17 protein-coding genes and 1 riboswitch are annotated in these 18,228 nt (G+C 37.1%); all 17 genes read right to left on the bottom strand.

Translation table 11 applies throughout. From position 1 onward, the window contains the following. Positions 1-103: 103 nt before the first annotated feature. Positions 104-1,105 (bottom strand): homocysteine S-methyltransferase family protein, encoded by a 1,002-nt coding sequence (locus BUC16_RS00205; RefSeq protein WP_073367042.1) that lies wholly within the window; start codon positions 1,103-1,105, stop codon positions 104-106. 84 nt (positions 1,106-1,189) lie between these two features. Then, a complete protein-coding gene (locus tag BUC16_RS00210; RefSeq protein WP_073367043.1) occupies positions 1,190-1,369 on the bottom strand; it encodes a hypothetical protein in 180 nt (59 codons plus the stop codon). 82 nt (positions 1,370-1,451) lie between these two features. Then, positions 1,452-2,504, bottom strand: coding sequence for an NAD(P)/FAD-dependent oxidoreductase (locus BUC16_RS00215; RefSeq protein ID WP_073367045.1), 1,053 nt, complete (start codon positions 2,502-2,504; stop codon positions 1,452-1,454). A gap of 87 nt (positions 2,505-2,591) precedes the next feature. Next, on the bottom strand, positions 2,592-3,173 hold the full coding sequence (locus BUC16_RS00220) for a precorrin-2 dehydrogenase/sirohydrochlorin ferrochelatase family protein (RefSeq protein WP_073367046.1): 582 nt from the start codon (positions 3,171-3,173) through the stop codon (positions 2,592-2,594). After that, positions 3,173-3,955, bottom strand: a complete 783-nt coding sequence (cobA, locus tag BUC16_RS00225) for a uroporphyrinogen-III C-methyltransferase (RefSeq protein ID WP_073367048.1) — start codon at positions 3,953-3,955, stop codon at positions 3,173-3,175. Before cobA ends, BUC16_RS00220 begins: the two co-directional genes overlap by 1 nt. Beyond that, positions 3,948-6,038, bottom strand: a complete 2,091-nt coding sequence (locus BUC16_RS00230) for a ferredoxin-like domain-containing protein (protein ID WP_073367049.1) — start codon at positions 6,036-6,038, stop codon at positions 3,948-3,950. The genes cobA and BUC16_RS00230 overlap by 8 nt, the downstream gene beginning before the upstream one ends. A 64-nt stretch (positions 6,039-6,102) precedes the next feature. Next, the gene (locus BUC16_RS00235) at positions 6,103-7,347 is read right to left on the bottom strand and encodes a sulfate adenylyltransferase subunit 1 (protein WP_073367051.1); all 1,245 of its coding nucleotides are present in this window, start codon (positions 7,345-7,347) and stop codon (positions 6,103-6,105) included. A gap of 138 nt (positions 7,348-7,485) precedes the next feature. Then, positions 7,486-8,385 (bottom strand): sulfate adenylyltransferase subunit CysD, encoded by a 900-nt coding sequence (gene cysD, locus BUC16_RS00240; protein WP_073368595.1) that lies wholly within the window; start codon positions 8,383-8,385, stop codon positions 7,486-7,488. A 69-nt stretch (positions 8,386-8,454) separates the two neighbouring features. Next, entirely contained in the window at positions 8,455-9,156 is a 702-nt protein-coding gene (locus tag BUC16_RS00245; protein WP_073367053.1) for a phosphoadenylyl-sulfate reductase, read from the bottom strand. A gap of 25 nt (positions 9,157-9,181) precedes the next feature. After that, the gene (locus tag BUC16_RS00250) at positions 9,182-10,102 is read right to left on the bottom strand and encodes a sulfite exporter TauE/SafE family protein (RefSeq protein WP_073367054.1); all 921 of its coding nucleotides are present in this window, start codon (positions 10,100-10,102) and stop codon (positions 9,182-9,184) included. Between the two features lie 114 nt (positions 10,103-10,216). Beyond that, a complete protein-coding gene (locus tag BUC16_RS00255; RefSeq protein ID WP_073367056.1) occupies positions 10,217-10,627 on the bottom strand; it encodes an RrF2 family transcriptional regulator in 411 nt (136 codons plus the stop codon). Positions 10,628-10,748: 121 nt separating this feature from the next. Beyond that, positions 10,749-11,921 (bottom strand): trans-sulfuration enzyme family protein, encoded by a 1,173-nt coding sequence (locus BUC16_RS00260; protein ID WP_073367057.1) that lies wholly within the window; start codon positions 11,919-11,921, stop codon positions 10,749-10,751. Positions 11,922-11,960: 39 nt separating this feature from the next. Next, positions 11,961-12,395, bottom strand: coding sequence for an OsmC family protein (locus tag BUC16_RS00265; protein ID WP_073367059.1), 435 nt, complete (start codon positions 12,393-12,395; stop codon positions 11,961-11,963). Between the two features lie 89 nt (positions 12,396-12,484). Further along, complete coding sequence (gene thrA, locus BUC16_RS00270; protein ID WP_073367060.1) at positions 12,485-14,896, bottom strand: bifunctional aspartate kinase/homoserine dehydrogenase I; 2,412 nt, start codon at positions 14,894-14,896, stop codon at positions 12,485-12,487. A 20-nt stretch (positions 14,897-14,916) separates the two neighbouring features. Beyond that, a complete protein-coding gene (locus tag BUC16_RS00275; protein ID WP_073367062.1) occupies positions 14,917-15,879 on the bottom strand; it encodes an alpha/beta fold hydrolase in 963 nt (320 codons plus the stop codon). Between the two features lie 74 nt (positions 15,880-15,953). Next, positions 15,954-16,056, bottom strand: a riboswitch (SAM riboswitch). Positions 16,057-16,222: 166 nt separating this feature from the next. After that, positions 16,223-16,432, bottom strand: coding sequence for a hypothetical protein (locus BUC16_RS00280; RefSeq protein ID WP_073367063.1), 210 nt, complete (start codon positions 16,430-16,432; stop codon positions 16,223-16,225). 586 nt (positions 16,433-17,018) lie between these two features. Then, on the bottom strand, positions 17,019-18,221 hold the full coding sequence (locus BUC16_RS00285; RefSeq protein ID WP_073367065.1) for a sterol desaturase family protein: 1,203 nt from the start codon (positions 18,219-18,221) through the stop codon (positions 17,019-17,021). Between the last annotated feature and the right edge of the window lie 7 nt (positions 18,222-18,228).

Raw genomic sequence — 18,228 nt, forward strand, 5'->3', positions numbered from 1 at the left:
TTTTTATTTTGTTTTGCCACGAATTCACGAATTATAAATATGTGTTTTCAAAATTCGTGAATTCGTGGCTATAATTTTGACGCGATGAATCACGTCTCTACGATTACATTGTTGCTGTTGATACCCTCGGTTTATAATCCTTGGCAATATCGGCAATCAATTTGATGTGTCCCGGAGTTGTTCCGCAACAACCACCAATGATATTGATTAAATTATCATCCAAATAAGAGCGTATTTGCGATTGCATTTCTTCCGGCGTTTCATCATATTCTCCAAAAGCATTTGGCAATCCTGCATTGGGATGCGCCGAAATATTGAACGATGTATTATGTGACAAGGTTTGCAAATAAGGCTTTAACAAATCGGCACCCAAAGCACAATTGAAACCCACGCTCAATAACGGAATATGTGAAACCGAAATCAGGAAAGCTTCTACCGTTTGTCCGGAAAGTGTTCTTCCTGAAGCATCGGTAATGGTTCCTGAAACCATAATTGGAATATCAACATTACGTTCTTCTTTCACTTGTTCGATAGCGAAAAGTGCTGCTTTGGCATTAAGAGTATCAAAAATAGTTTCTACTAAAAGCAAATCGCAACCTCCGTCCATTAAAGCTTCTACTTGTTGTTTGTAGGCAATACGCAAATCATCAAAAGTTACTGCTCTGTAACCCGGATCGTTCACGTCAGGTGACATACTCGCTGTTCTGTTTGTTGGCCCAATTGAACCGGCAACAAAACGAGGTTTGTCCGGATTTTTGGCTGTAAATTCATCGGCTACTTCACGGGCCAATTTTGCCGATTCGTAGTTGAGTTCGTAAACGTATTCTTCCAAGTGATAATCCGCCATTCCGATAGTTGTCCCTGAGAAGGTATTGGTTTCCACAATATCGGCTCCGGCTTCGAAATACAAGGCGTGCACTTCTTTGATAGCTTTGGGTTGTGTCAAGGACAACAAATCGTTGTTTCCTTTCAGTGAATGTGGAAAATCCTTGAAACGTTCTCCTCGGAAATCTTCTTCGGAAAAATTATAGCGTTGCAACATCGTTCCCATTGCTCCATCGAGTACGAGAATTCGTTTTTTTATTTCTTCTTGAATGTTTGGCATAACTTGTTTTTTGCCGCTAAGACGCCAAGGCGCAAAGCTTTTGTTTATTTTTTTAACCGCTAAGACACTAAGGCGCAAAGCTTTTTATTCTTTGTTTTTCCAAAAAATCACTAGTTTCGGCTGTTTAGCCCTGATGGGAGCGGCATCTCCCGATTTAGAAAAACAAGGCTTTTTTGCCGTAGTTTTTCTAAATCGGGAATATAGCGGACAGCAGGAACCCAAATTGACCGATAAATCCCAATGTTTCGCTCCTGATTCCTTCACAATTTTGGAACTGCAAAGTAAAGCAATAGCCTTACCACTTGCAAGTGATAAGGCTATTTTGATATTGATTGCAACCTGTATTCTAGGTAATAGCTTTCACCACTGCTTTTGGCGCTTCTTTACGAGTTCCGTCGAATCCATCAACTCCTGAAACGGTGGTGTATTTCATCACATATTTCTTTCCTGGATTGATGATTTGGTAGGCCGCTTGACACATTAATGTGGCTTCGTGGAATCCGCAAAGAATCAATTTCAGTTTTCCTGGATAGGTATTTACGTCACCAATGGCGAAAATTCCAGGAATATTCGTTTGATAATCCAAAGCATTGTTTACTTTGATGGCGTTTTTCTCGATTTCCAATCCCCAGTTGGCAATTGGACCTAATTTTGGCGTCAATCCAAAAAGTGGAATAAAATAATCCGTCGGAATATTTCTGTGTGCTCCTTCGATATCCACGTCAACAGATTCCAGATGCTCGGCACCATTCAAACCAACAACTTCTCCCGGAGTAATCATTTTGATTTTTCCGGCATTTTTCAATTCCTGTACTTTCTCCACTGAGTCCAAAGCACCACGGAATTCGTTTCTACGGTGAATCAAAGTCACTTCGGAAGCCACGTTGGACAAGAAAATACTCCAGTCCAAAGCCGAGTCTCCACCGCCTGATATTACGACCCTTTTATCCCTGAATTTCTCCGGGTTTTTGATGAAATATTTGATTCCCTTGTTTTCGTAAAATTCGATGTCTTCGATAAGTGGTTTTCTAGGCTCAAAACTTCCCAATCCACCTGCAATGGCAACTACCGGAGCGTGGAATCTTTTTCCTTTGTTTGAAGTAACTATAAAAGTTCCGTCTTCTTGTTTTTCTATGGTTTCGGCACGTTCTCCCAAGGTAAATCCTGGTTCGAACTGCTTGATTTGTTCCATTAAATTATCTACCAAATCACCCGCCAATACTTCAGGAAAACCTGGAATATCGTAGATTGGTTTTTTAGGGTATAATTCTGAAAGTTGTCCTCCTGCTTGTGGCAATGCGTCAAGAATATGACATTTTAATTTTAATAATCCTGCTTCGAATACTGCAAATAGACCTGTTGGTCCGGCTCCTATTATAAGGATATCTGTTTTAATCATTTTGTTTAATTTTTCCCCAGCTCGCTCTTTGCAAAGAAAAGAGATTGAGTTGGATTCGTTGATTTTGGTTTATATATTGTATTCTGTTTATTCTTTGTTCTTCAACGCTTCGGTAATCTCGTTCATGCGTTGTACTTTTTCTTCGAAATTTCCTTTCAGCGTTTTTCGGTATTCATTCAGGTTTTCGACCATTTTATTGACATCCTCCGGAATTACTTCTTCGAAAAACTCTCTTAATCGTTTGGCTGTTGTTGGCGATTTTCCATTGGTTGAAATGGCAATTTTCACGTTTCCTTTGGTCACGATTCCACCCAAATAATAATCACACAATGGCGGCGTGTCGGCGATGTTGCAAATCAAGTATCTTTTTCGAGACAGGTCATAAACCCTTTTATTGATTTCCAAATCATCGGTGCAAGCGATGACCATGTGCCGTTTTTTCAACATTTTTTTCTTGAACTTCGCTTGGGTCAATTTTACCGAAGGGTGTTTCTCGACCAATGCTTCCAATTCGGGCAAGAACTTTGTTGCCACTACCTCAACATTGGCATTGGGACTGGATTTCAACATAAAACTTAGTTTTTCCAAGCCCACGTTTCCACCACCCACAATGAGCACATTGATTTGGTGTAGTTTTAAAAAAACTGGATATAATTCGTTTTTCTCCATTATTCTCTTGCGCAAACTTTATTGAATGCCAATTCTTGGTAAAATCCTTTCAACTTGTTTCTTTCTCTAACAACTTCCCCTATCACGATAATGGCTGGCGAACTTAAATTGTTTTCCTTAACCACGTTCAAAATAGAATCTATGGTTCCAATGCCTATTTTTTCGTTTGGCATTGTGCCGTTTTGAATAATCGCAACCGGAGTTTCTCCTTTGGATTCTTTTTGAAAAAGCGACACTATCTGTTCCAATTTGCTCATTCCCATCAGAATCACGACCGTTGCCGATGATTGTGCTGCCAAGGCTACATCTTTGGACAAATTCCTGTCGGAAGTTGTTCCCGTGATGACCCAAAAACTTTCGGAAACACCTCTTTTGGTCAAAGAAATTCCTTGGTTTGCTGGAACTGCCATGGAAGAAGAAATCCCGGGAACCACAAATGTTGGAATTCCAAAACTTTCAACGAATTCTATTTCTTCGCTTCCACGACCAAAAATAAAAGAATCACCTCCTTTTAATCTTACCAAATTCCCATAAGTGAATGCGTTGTCCACAATCAGCTGATTGATTTGGTCTTGGGAATAGGCGTGACAGCCTTTTCTTTTACCCACAAATATTTTCAGGGATTTTTTCGGGGCGTAATCCAGTATTTCCTCATTGGCCAAAGCATCATATAAAACCACGTTCGCTTCAGCAAGTGCTTTTACCCCTTTCAGGGTAAGTAAATCTGGATCTCCAGGACCAGCACCTACTAAAGTTACTTTTGGTTTTATTGAATTATGCATTGGCTAAATCTTTTGCTCTATAGTTTTCAATATTTTCAAAAAAGGCAACACCTTCTTGAATGTATGCTTTAGCGAAAGCTTCAGAAGGCTCTTTTTTGTTGATTTGGTAAACCAAATCTTTGAAAGAAGAACTTAACTCAATTTTATTCGTTTCCACAAAAACCGTGTCGAATAAATCGATGATTCCTGCGTGAGTATTTGTTTTTTGTCCTTCGGCAAGCAATAAAGCTTTGGCTCCATTTACAAATCCTGCATAGGTCAAGTAAATAGAATCAGACCATTTTCCCTCTTGTAGAGCTTCGTGTGAAAAAGTCAATTTGTCTTTGGCTTCAAACAATAAAGTAGCCACCAAGTCAATAACCACACCCGCACATTCTCCAACTCCAACCGCTTTCACGTAATTGTCGGCATTTCCCCAATCCACGAAGTCTTCTTCGGTCAAGTTTGTCACATCAGAAAGTGGCAACAAGAAATCATAGAAATATTTCTCTCCTTTGGCATCATAATAGTTCAAGAACGATTGTCCATTGGCATTAGCCTCGAAATCATTCAAGATATAACGCAAAGCATCAGGTCCTCTACGACTTGGAATTTTAATTACTTTATCAGAAAATCTTCCTTTTCCGTCACCCAATATTCCACCACCCAACAATACTTGAAGTGCTGGCGCTACCAATTTTCCTGAATTGATTGACATTCCCTGAAAACCAATTTCAGACATATTGTGTTGCCCACAGGCATTCATGCAACCACTTATTTTTATGGAAATTCCCGTGTTGTCGGCATATTGTGGATATTCGGTTGCCAAAACTCTTTCCAGTTCCGTGGCAATTCCTGTACTGCTTGCTATACCCAAATTACAAGTATCTGTTCCTGGGCAAGCCGTAACGTCACCTATGGTATTGTATCCTAAAGTCACAAAATCCAATTTGGCCAACTCTTGGTAGAAAAATGCCAGATTTTCTTCTTTAATATTTCGGATAACGATATTTTGTCTTAATGAAAAACGCAATTCATTGGCACCATAATTTTTAATCAAATCAGCCAATACTCTTGCTTTGTCCGTATAAAAATCTCCCAAAGAAACTTTGATACCGATAGCAACATATCCAGCTTGTTTTTGTGCAATCACATTCGATTTTTTCCAAGCTTCAAAAGCTTCAACATCATCGATTGTCACTGATGGCACTGCCAACAAAGGTTCCGTGATTGGACCTTCAAAAGCGGCAGTTTCTATTTCGTAAGAATGAAAAGGCAACGCTTTTTTCTCTTCGTCAACCAAGCGCAAAAACTCGTCACGACCCAAATCTTTGATCAAGAATTTCAAACGTGCTTTCAAACGTTTTGCTCTTTCACCGTGACGGTCAAAAACCCTGATTACCCCTTCGGCAGTCGGGATAATTTGATTTACCGGCACAAATTCCGACAACAATTCGGCGTGGCTTGGTTGAGAACCTAAACCTCCACCCAACATGATTTTGAAACCTTTTTCGCCATTTACAATTTTTGGAATGAATCCTAAATCATGCAAGTAACTCAAGGCAGAATCTTTCTCGGAAGACGAGAATGATATTTTGAACTTACGTCCCATTTCTTGACAAATTGGGTTACGCAATAAATATTGGAACAACCCGTGTGCATAAGGAGTTATATCGAATGGTTCGTCTACATCTACACCAGCCAATTCACTTCCCGTGATATTACGCACCGTGTTTCCACAAGCTTCTCTCAAAGTGATATCGTCTTTGGCCAAATCTGCCCAAAGTTCAGGTGTTCTGTCCAAACTTACATAGTGAATTTGGATATCTTGACGTGTCGTGATGTGCAAACGTCCTGTAGAATATTTGTCTGATACTTCAGTGATTCTCTTCAATTGCTCACTAGATACTTTTCCATAAGGCAATTTAATACGAATCATTTGTACGCCTTCCTGACGTTGACCGTAAATACCGCGTGCCAAACGAAGACTGCGAAAACGCTCGTCGTCAATTTGTCCGTTACGGAAAGAATAAATCTTTTTCTCTAAATCGATAATCTCTTTTTGGACAATCGGATTTTCTATTTCGTCTCTAAAACTTTGCATCTTTTTTTAGTTTTTAGTTTATGGTTGTTGGTTTAATGATTATTAGTTGGCAGCGAACCATCAACTATTTTATAAATCCAACTCCTGCAGTTGTGTTGGTTGCGGCGTCAATCAAGATAAAAGCTCCATTTGATTTGTTGTCAGTATAAGCATCAAAATAAATGGCTTTGCTCAATTTAATGGTTACTTCTCCAATTTCGTTAATAGATAATTGCGTTGCTGGAGTAACTCCTGAATAATCTGTGGCAATCACGTTTTTCACGCTGTCAATTTTTGCCAAAACTCTATTGGTGTTGTGTTGCACAAAATATTTTGCACCAGCTACCAATTTCTTGCTGTCCATCCAACAAACCGTTGTCGTGATGTCTTTTTCTACTTTAGGAAGCTCATTTGATTTTACAATCATGTCGCCTCTAGTCACGTTAATATCATTAGCCAATTCGATAGTGATTGAAGAACCAACGCTCGCCTCGTCAAATTGTTGGTCAAAAAAGTGGATGTTGGTCACTTTCGATTCTGTCAAAGAAGGAAGAACCGTTACCGCATCTCCAACTTTGATATTGTTTCCGTATAATTTTCCGGCATATCCTCTAAAGTCGTGGTATTCTTCCGTTTTTGGACGAATTACAGTTTGAACCGGAAAACGAGCCTGTCCATTATCGTAAACATCTTTTGACTCTAAAGCTTCCAAATGCTGAAGGATGGTTTGTCCTGTATACCAAGGCATTTTTCCCAATGATTCCACCACATTATCTCCTGTCAAAGCACTCAAAGGAATATAACTTACGTTTTGTTCTTTGTAGGCGCTTTTTGCATTCAATGCTTGAAAATCGGCTTTGATTTTGTTGTACACTTCTTCCGAATAATCAACCAAATCCATTTTGTTTACTGCAACAATCACGTCTTTTACCCTCAATAAATTATTGATGAAAAAGTGACGGTACGTTTGCTCAATCACTCCTTTACGGGCATCGATCAAAATGATGGACACTTGTGAAGTAGAAGCTCCGGTAACCATGTTACGAGTATATTCTACGTGACCCGGAGTATCGGCAATGATGTAACTTTTTTTCGCTGTAGAAAAATAAATATGCGCAACGTCTATCGTGATTCCCTGCTCTCTTTCCGCAACCAAACCATCAGTTGCCAAAGAAAAATCCAAGTAATCGTATCCTTTTTGCTTGCTGCTTTTTTCTATTGCTTCAATTTTATCTGTAGTCAATGATTTGGTATCGTACAATAATCTTCCGATTAAAGTACTTTTTCCGTCATCTACACTTCCTGCTGTTGCTATTTTTAAAACTTCCATATTCTGAAATTGTATATTGTAATTTATTGTATAATGTATATTGTACTTTTGTAAAATTGTATCATGTTTAAGGTACTTTGTAAATTCAATCACAAAATACAGTTTTTACATTATACAATTTTTACGTTATACAATCTCCTAAAAGTATCCTTGTTGTTTTCTTTTTTCCATTGCAGCTTCCGAACGTTTGTCGTCGATTCTGGCTCCTCTTTCTGAAATGGTAGATTGTCTGATTTCACCAACTACTTCCGCAATTGTTGCAGCATACGAATCAACCGCAGCCGTACAACTCATGTCTCCAACTGTTCTGAAACGAACAATTCTTTCCTCAATAACCTCATCTTCTTCTTGGTAAACAAAAGGAGAATGTGACCAAATCATGCCGTCTCTCAAGAATACTTTACGTTTGTGTGAAAAGTAAATTGATGGAATTTCGATTTGTTCTTGTTCGATATAACTCCAAACATCCAATTCTGTCCAGTTTGAAATTGGGAAAACACGAACGTTTTGTCCATTTTCGATTTTTCCGTTCAATAAATCAAATAATTCAGGGCGTTGGTTTTTCTCGTCCCATTGTCCGAAATCATCACGAACAGAGAAAATACGTTCTTTGGCTCTTGCTTTTTCCTCGTCACGACGAGCACCACCAATACAAGCATCAAATTTGAATTCTTCGATAGCATCTAAAAGTGTAGTCGTTTGCAAACTGTTTCTACTTGAATATTTACCTGATTCTTCAACAACTTTACCTGAATCGATAGCATCTTGTACATTTCTAACGATTAATTCCAAACCTAATTCGGCAACTAATCTGTCCCTGAATTCGATAGTTTCTGGAAAATTGTGCCCTGTGTCCACGTGCAACAATGGAAAAGGAATTTTGGCTGGAAAAAATGCTTTTTGCGCCAAACGCACCAATGTAATGGAATCTTTTCCCCCAGAGAAAAGCAACACAGGCTTGTCAAATTGAGAAATTACTTCCCTGAATATGTAAATCGCTTCGCTTTCTAAAGCATTTGTTTTTAAAACTGAACTTATCATTCTTTTGGTATTTAATTATTCATTTATTTGCCATCAATCGATTCAACAAATAAACCGTTAAACTCTTTATTTTTGGTGTAAACCACATTCTTTATGGCTGGATTCCCAAGACCATCTCCCCGCTCTAATATCTTCGCCCGGAGCAATTGCCCTGGTACAAGGCGCACAACCAATACTTACAAATCCTTGTTTGTGTAAAGCATTTTGTGGCACGTTATTGTCATCAATGTATTTTTGAACTTCTTCCAATGTCCATTTCAACAATGGATTGAATTTGATGATGTCAAAATTAGCATCGTATTCAAACAAATCTAAACTATGTCTATTCTCCGATTGTTCGGCTCTCAACCCCGTAATCCAAACCGCATTTCCTTTCAAGGCTTTCGTCAACGGTACTACTTTTCGAATAAAACAACATTCTTTTCTATTCTCAACCGATTCATAAAAACTGTTTGGTCCTTTCTCCTGAAGTAATTTCTCTACCGAAGCCGCTTCTGGAAAATAAACTTTAATTTCCTTTTTATATTTTTTCACTGTCTTGTGAAAAACATCGTAAGTTTCCTGAAACAATCTGCCTGTATCCAATGTAAAAATGGTAATTGGCAAATCATTTTTTGCAATCAAAGCCGTAATCACTTGGTCTTCCTGTCCGAAAGAAGTCGAAAAAACTACTTTGTCTTTATATTCATTAGCCAAAAAAGCCAAAGTTTCCTCAATGGAGAAACCGGCTGTTTTTTCTAATAAAGTATTTACAATTGTCGCACTCATTATTTTATTTTTTATGCCTATTCATTTATAACAATCCTCCCAAATATTTAAAAACACCCAATGTTCTTAAACTCAATATGATAATCAATATTCCAACAAAAATCATCATTGGTTTTCTTTGAATTTTATTAACCAAATAGGCCGCAATTGGCGCTGCAATCACACCTCCCAAAATCAATCCGATTATTACTTGCCAACCTTGAATTCCTCCAAAAATCATGAAGGTAATACCACTTGCAAATGACACTGCAAACTCGGCAGCATTCACGGAACCAATGGTGTAACGAGGGTTTCTTCCACGTCCCAACAATGTTGAAGTAACGATTGGTCCCCAACCACCGCCGCCTACAGAATCCATAAAGCCGCCAAAGGTAGCCAGAAATCCTAGTTTTTTTGTCTTCTTTTTTGTTATATTTCTACGTAATGCCTTTGTAATAATGACAACTGCCAAGACCATCATATAAATTGCAATAAAAGGCTTTATAAAATCACCGTCTATCACATCCGCCAATAAATAAGCTCCTGTAACGGAACCTATTACTCCAGGAATCAAAAGGTTTTTCAATAATTTTTTATTAATGTTTCCAAATCTATGATGAGAAATAGCAGAAGCTCCAGTGGTAAACATCTCGGCTACGTGCACTCCCGTACTGCTTATTGCCGGCGGAATTCCATAAGCCAACAAGAAAGAGCTAGATGTCGCCCCGTATCCCATTCCCAATGTTCCATCCACTAATTGCGCAAAGATGCCTATCGCAAAAAAGATCAAAAACTCTTGATTAAAACCACCAACAAATCCGTCCCAAGTAAATTCATCGTAATGATTAAACACCAATGTAGACAATAAACCTATCAACAAAACAACGGGAATAATAACCCACAATCTTTCTTTTAAACTCACTCCTGATTTCAAATCAACGTTATTTTCTTTCAAAACTGTATCCATATTTTTTTTAATGCTTTTGGTTCTGCAAATCTATTACCCTATCGGTTTAGTAGGTTAGTTTGCAAAAGTAATACATATTTCTATATTACGAAATAATAATCTGAAAAATGTTTGTTAAAATGCGATGTCGGCGAGCGTATTATTCTCCAAAATCATCAAGGTATTGTCCCGAACTTCCATCATTAGCCTGCGAACAGCACAAATAGTTTCATCATTACAATCATCGCAAGGCTCATAAAAATTATGGCTTGCACAAGGCAGCAAGGCGATTGGCCCTTCGAGAATACGATAGACTTTTGCCATATTGATGTCTTTAGGCTCTTTGATAAGGTAGTAGCCACCGCCTTTCCCTTTTTTGGCTCCCAAAAAACCGGAATGACGCAAGAGTAATAAAATACTTTCTAAAAACTTGATCGAAATATGTTCTGCTTTTGCTATTTCAGAAATCTGCACAGGCGTTTGGTCTTCCCGGCGAGCCAAAAAGGTCAAAGCTTTAATTCCGTATTTTGTTTTTTTTGAGAGCATTATGATTTATGATTGTAGATTAACGATATCAGATTTTTTGATTGAAAAAATGAAGATTAACGATTGTGGATGTATGAACTAAATCTGCAATCAAAAATCGTTAATCTTCAATCTGAAATCTTTAAGAAAGCGCCTGCTCTAAATCAGCAATAACATCTTTCACGGTTTCCAATCCTACGGAAACACGCACCAAACCATCAGTAATTCCTACTGCCAATTTTTCCTCAACAGACAATTTGCTGTGAGTTGTAGAAGCGGGATGCGTCACGATAGTTTTGGCATCTCCAATGTTGGCCGAAAGCGAACATAATTTTATTTTATCCAAAAATGCTCGACCAGCTTCAATACCACCCTTGATTTCAAAAGCAATAATGTTGCCTCCCAAAAGCATTTGTTTTTTGGCTATTTCATATTTTGGATGCGATTTCAAGAACGGATATTTCACGCTATTCACGTTCGGATGATTTTCTAAAAACTCGGCCACTTTCAAAGCATTTTCGCAATGTCTTTCCACGCGAATTACCAAAGTCTCCAAACTTTTGGACAATACCCAAGCATTAAACGGCGATAAAGCAGGTCCCGTATTTCTGGCAAACAAATAAATCTGGCGAATCAATGCAGCATCTCCAACAGTAATTCCTCCCAAAACACGTCCTTGTCCGTCCATCAATTTGGTAGCCGAATGAACTACTAAATGTGCTCCGTGCTTAATTGGCTGCTGGATGTATGGCGTTGCAAAACAGTTGTCGATTATCAAAATCAAATTGTGCTTTTTGGCAATTGCTCCCAATAATTCTAAATCAATTACGTCAACACCAGGATTAGTCGGCGTTTCGGCGTACAAAATTTTTGTATTCGGTTTGATAAAGCTTTCTATCGTTTCCGGCTGATTGATATCAAAATAAGATGTTTCAATATTCCACTTTGGGAAATAAGTCATAAACAATGCATGAGTAGAACCAAAAACACTTCCTGCAGAAACGATATGATCTCCTGAACTCAACAAAGCCGCAAAAGTGGAATAAATCGCCGCCATTCCGGTGGCAAAAGCATAACCTGCTTCGGCTCCTTCCATTTTACAAACCTTTTCCACAAATTCTGTAGTATTCGGGTTGCTAAAACGAGTATAAATATTACGTTCTTTCTCTTCCGTAAAAGAAGCTCTCATGTCTTCTGCATCCTCAAATACAAAACTGGAGGACAAATACAAAGGCGTGGAATGTTCCTGATATTGAGATCTTTCTAAATGGGTGCGTATCGCTTCGGTTTCAAAACCAAATTCTTGTTCGTTCATTTTAATTAATTTATGGTTGATAGCTTGTGGTTGTTGATTTTAGATTTTGGCTAATTCCACCCCGTTCAAAACTACTTTATAATGTATCGTTGCCGTTGGTTCCACTGTTTTAGAAACCGAGCAATATTTTTCGAATGATAATTGTGCCGCTTTAGCCGCTTTGTCTTCTTTGATGTTTCCTTCCAATGAAAAAACCACATGGATATCTTTGAATGGTTTTGCTTCTCCAACCTGCACACGCTCGCCCTCTACTTCTGCTTTGAAAGAAGTGATTTCCTGACGTTGTTTTTTCAAGATCGAAATCATGTCAATTCCACTGCAACCTGCAACACCCATCAATACCAATTCCATTGGACTTGGTCCCATGTCATTTCCTCCAAAATCAGGACGCGCATCTACATTTACAATATGTCCACGTTCGTTTTTTAATTGAAAGTGGAAGTTTTCGTTTACTCTGTCTAATGTTATTTTCATAATACTATTTATTTATGGAACGCGGATGAAACAGATTTCAAACGCGGATTTTTACTTTTTTTTAATCTTGATTCTGCAATCTCAAAAAACTATCCTTTTTCAGAAAGCCTCAAAATATCACCAAAAACACCTCTCGCAGTTACTGCCGATCCAGCTCCTGCTCCCTGAATTACGATTGGTCGGTCGCCATAAGATTCTGTGTAAATTTCGAAGAAAGAATCAGAACCTTTCAACCCGCCCAAAGCAGTATCTGAAGGTACGGAAACTAATTTCACTTCCAGATTTCCTTTGTCGTTTTGCAAATCCCCCGACAATTCACCGATGTATCTCAAAACGTGATTTGGCTGTTGTTCCGCTTTTATTTTGTTGTAAATCGGATCGAATTCTTTTAATTTATTCAAGAAATCAGCAACACTGCCTTCACGCAAATGTTCCGGAATCAGGTTTTGAATATTTATTTCTTCGAATTCATTTTGCAAATCCAATTCTCTCGCCAAAATTAACAATTTTCTGCCAACATCGTTTCCGCATAAATCTTCTCTCGGATCCGGTTCGGTATAACCGTTATCGATGGCTTCTTTCAAAATTTCGCTGAACGGAACGTCTTTGGCAGAGAAATTATTGAATAAATAACTCAAAGTCCCGGAGAAAACTCCTTTTATTTTGGTAATATTCTCCCCTGAAAGATGCAATAATTTAATCGTGTCAATCAAAGGTAATCCTGCACCAACATTGGTTTCGTATAAATAATTTTTTTGATTTTCCGCCAATACTTTTCGCAAGTCTTTGTAAAACTTATAACTCAAAGTATTCGCCACTTTATTGGAAGAAATCAAATCGAAACTTCCTTCTGCCAACGGAATATAATTTTCTACAAACGCTGCGCTTGCCGTATTATCAACGGCAATCAAATTCTCCAAGTGATTTTCATTGGCGAAAGCTATAACATCATCAATGGTATAAGAGAAACCGTTTGTCTGAATTTCATTTTTCCAATTTGGAGAAACTCCGTTTTTGTTCAAAAGCAAATTCTTGGAATTTGCAATCGCAAAAACATTCAGTTTGATATCTTTTCTTTTTTCAATAGCCGGAGCCGATTCCAAAATTTGATTAATCAAAGTTCCACCAACCAATCCGTGTCCGAAAATAGCAATATTGATTTTCTTGGAAACTCCAAAAATCTCTCCGTGAATTACGTTTAATGCTTTGTGAAGTTCAGTTTTTTTAACCACCAAACTCACGTTTTTTCCAGTAACCGTATTATTGAAAAGAATCGGTACAATCTTGTTTTTAATCAAGGCCGTATACGGTTTGTGAAAAGTGCTCAAATCCTGGCCAATAATCGAAATCACCGAAACATTATCCGTTACCGAAATTTTATTGACGTCTTTGGAATAAAAATCATTTTCGAATTCTTTTTCCAATTCCACCATGGCTTTTGTAGCATCATTGGCATTAACCACAAGACCAATTCCACGTTCTGAAGAACCTTGAGAAATGATGCTAACGCTAATATCATTGTCCCCCATCACTCTAAAAATACGGGCATCAACACCAGTTTTCCCTAATAATCCTCTTCCTTCCAGATTTACCAAAGACACATTTTCCAAAACTGAAAGTGTTTTAATTCCTTCTTTGTTTGATTTTGAAGTGATTAATGTTCCTTGATTATCGTCATTGAATGTATTTAAAATTCGCAATGGAATATTTTTTTCCAACAAAGGAATAATTGTTTTGGCGTGTAAAATAGTCGCTCCGAAATTGGCTATTTCATTGGCTTCGTTAAACGACAAACGATCAATTTTCTTGGCATCAGGAACTAATTCCGGATTGGCTGTATAAATTCCGTCAACGTGTGTATAATTTTGAAGTTCTTCTGCTTCAAGATAATTTGCAATCAGGGAAGCCGTGTAATTACTGCCATTTCTTCCTAAAGTCGTGGTGTCGTTATTGTTATTGGAACCAATAAAACCTGTGATAATATTTACGGTATCGCTGTTTTGCTTGAAATAATTGACAACGTTTTTCTTTGAAACTTGTTCCAATGGCTGAGCATCTCCAAATTTAGAATCCGTTTTTATCAACGCTCTTGAATCGGTAAAATGAGCTTTTATTCCTTTTTTATTTAAAATAGCAGTCAACAATTTTGCCGAAAGCAATTCACCCTGCGATAAAATTTGGTCTTTAATTTTGTTGCTGTAATCGCCAATTAGGCTTACACCTTCAAAAAGTTTGTCCAAAACTTCAAATTCCACAGATAAATCAATGTCTTTGTATTCCCCATTTTGTTCCTTTTTGAAACTTTCCAATGGCGTTTTGTAATCTTTGTTTTTAGCTGCAACGCCTAAAATCTCTTCTAATTCGTCAGTCGCATTGCCACGTGCCGAAACGACAACAGCTATTTTATCGCCTTGATTGACTTTATTTTCGATTATCGAAATAACTTTGTTTAGTCCTTTGCCATTGGATAAAGATTTACCCCCAAATTTTAATATTTTCATCTGTTCAGTATCTATAATGCTTAAAAAATGTCCTTAAGCAAATTATCTAATTGTTTGTATTCTATCAAAAATGCGTCGTGCCCGTGAATCGAATTTATCTCTCCATAGGAAACATTTTTATTCAGTTTTTTTAATTCTTCGAAAGTTTCTCTATTCTCATTTACCGTAAAAAACAAGTCGGAATCAATTCCAATAATGTGAATATTGGCTTCAATTTTGGAAATAATTTCTTCAAATGAAGAATTGTTTCTGGTAATATCAATCGTTTTGAGCAACTGATTCATCATTTTATAAGCTGAAAGCTGAAAACGCTTTTGCAATTTGGCACCGTGATGATTCAACCAACTTTCCACGTTGAAAATCGCTTGTTCCTCGTTTGTTGTTCGCTGAAATTTTGCTTTGAACGATTCTGGTGTTCTGTAACACAACATCGCGTGAATTCTGGCGTCTTCAATTGGTTTTCGTGAATTTTTCAATATTTGTTCCTGCAAATAACAATTTGCTATCAGCCAATCGGTCGATTTCCAATCGGTGGCAATCGGGATTAAATGTTGGGTAATTTTCGGTTCTAAAGCGACCATTTCCCAAGCTATTCCACCTCCAACAGAGCCACCAATAATGGCATATAATTGCTGTATTTTTAAAAATTCAATTCCTTCTAAAAAAATCCTGGCTACATCTCTTGTATTAAAATCCAAGTAATTTTCTATCAGCACATCATCGTACCCATTTCCAGGAACGTTGAATGCCAAAACAGTATATTTATTGGTATTGATAGTTTTATTTTCACCAATAAGAATATTCCACCAGCCATTTGACCCAATAACTTGTGAATTCCCCGTCAAAGCATGATTTACCAAAACAATTGGAGCGGTATTCAAAGCTGGTCCAAAAACATGAAAACTCAAATTTAGGGATGCATAAAATGCGCCACTTTCGGTGGTGAAATTTTGTAATGTAATAGATGTTGGTTTATTTTCCAATATTCAAATCTTTTGTAATTTTTGATTTGCGTTTGGAATATTAGAAAGAAAACTAGAAGAGATCTAGAATCTTGTTGTTATCTTTTCCCTAATGGGATAGAATGTAGCACCTTCTTCGTTTGCAAAGGGTTGCTAAGCTTTCATCGGGTCTATTCCCTCGAGCTTTCTTTATAACATTTCAATACGTTTCTGAACTTAAAGGCACAAATTAACCACAATTTTTTCAAACAACCAAATTTTACGCTGCCTGCTTTTTATTTAAAATTAAAACAGCATCGGACAGAGCCCATAAAAAGACTCTTCTCCTTGCTGTTTTAAATCGCTTTGTTAAATCTAATTTCCATTAGATAAAAAGCGTGTTGTTTTCTTCAGAATACAATAAAGCCAACAAAGATTTTTTTGCTTTTCTTGAAGTAGGAGCTCTTTCCAAATTGAATCCAAATCTGTTGTTTGTTAATTCAATGTTTTCTCCATTATTTGTGTTGGTTTTTGGGGTAGTATTTGGACCTTTCAAAAACCTAAATGTGTTTGATATGTATTTTAGAGTTTTCATGCTATATGTATTTTAAATGTTCTACTTTTTATTCTTTTTTTTAAATGGTCTTACTCGAAATTTTAGGCCGAAAATTAGTAAACCTTTTTTTCAATTGTGTGAAGATTGGGTTAACGAATCATAAATATTTACTAAATTCAACTTTGGTCTATCAGCCCCTATTCGATGTGTGTGTTTTTGTGTTTGAACACTAAAGCAAAAACCCTTTTAGATAGGTATCCAAAAGGGTTTTAAGTTGAGTTATAACTTATACTTTCGGAATCAGCAGACACAAATACACTTCACGGACATTGACCAAATCATCGATTTGACATTGCTCAAGCTCACCTGTTTTTGTTTTAAATTGTTCATGGTATTTAGTGTTTGTGATTAAAAATATTTTTATAAAAAAAGCCTCCCGTTTTGTGGGAGGCTTTTGCTATATAATTTTAGAATTAAAATTACGCAACGAGCGTCCCACAGGATTTATCCTGAATGTGTTTCGACATATTGCAAACATTTAATTTCATTTTGTTTTTCTTTTGTTGGACAAATATCTAAACTATTATTTAGAAAACCAAATTTTTTTTAAACAATTGACAAACTTTTAGTTCAAAAACAAAAATTGCTGGTACTTATAGTTAATATTCTTGTAAAATAGTAACGTTAAAACGATTATGGCAAAACTAACACTGTAAAAAGAATCAAAAAAAGTATTGACAATCAAGCAAACGATAACAAACCTGATGTATTCTAGGTGAAAAATCCAACGTTTTTGTTCCAACATCGCTCCCGTGATTATGGAACTTATGACAATAAACAAAGTCAGAAACAGCAAGTGTATCGGCAATAGATAATGCGAAAACAATATCGTGAAAAACAAAACAATCACGGTTTCCACGGTTTTGAATTTAATGGCATTGACCAAATTGGCACTCAAATCATCGCTTGATTTTTCTTTAAACATCTTTTTTTCGAGAAGTATTCGGATTCTGGGATCAATATCTTCTGGCCCGCCAAAAATCACTTTCAGCTTTTCCTTTATGTTTTTTGCCAACCTGTAAGACACGACAAGCTCCAATACATAATGGAAATGTTGCCACAAAAAGCTGTAATTATCCAAGGATTCGGTCAATCCAAATTCTGGTTTTACCGATTCTTCCACATAAGTTCCAAAGATTTTGTCCCAAATAATCAACATATCTCCGTAGTTTTTGTCGAGATATTCCGGGTTGCTGCTGTGATGTAACTTATGATGTGTTGGTGTTACAATAATATGTTCCAGCCAGCCCAAATTTCCCACTAATTGGGTATGCGTGAAAAACGGATAAGTTCCGTGAATGAGCAACAAAATGGTAATCATTTCAGGGTTAAACCCAATGATGGGCAAAACACTCCAGAAAGTTCCCCTGGCAATGGCCTGAAAAACCGTGATTCGGGCAGCCGCAGAATAATTAAAATCATCACTTTGATGATGGACAACATGTGCAGCCCAAAAAAGATTGATCTTGTGCCCAAAACGGTGGTACCAATACCAGATTAAATCGGTTGCCAGAAACAATAAAACCCAGGATGTAATCGAGGGTTCAATTTTAAACAAAGAATAGTTTTTATAGAGCCAATCAAAAACAAAGAAGAAGGAACCAGTCGTCAAAAGATCCGAAATCCGTTCCACTATTCCCACGTTCAGATTGGCAATACTTTCATTAAAATGATATACTTCCTTGTTCTTCTTTTTGCTGACATAATATTCCAAAAGCATAAAAAAGACAAAAAAAGGAATAGCCAAAGCCATGAAATTTAATTTCATTTGATTT

This window comes from Flavobacterium fluvii (assembly GCF_900129545.1).
GTDB classification, from domain to species: Bacteria; Bacteroidota; Bacteroidia; order Flavobacteriales; family Flavobacteriaceae; genus Flavobacterium; species Flavobacterium fluvii.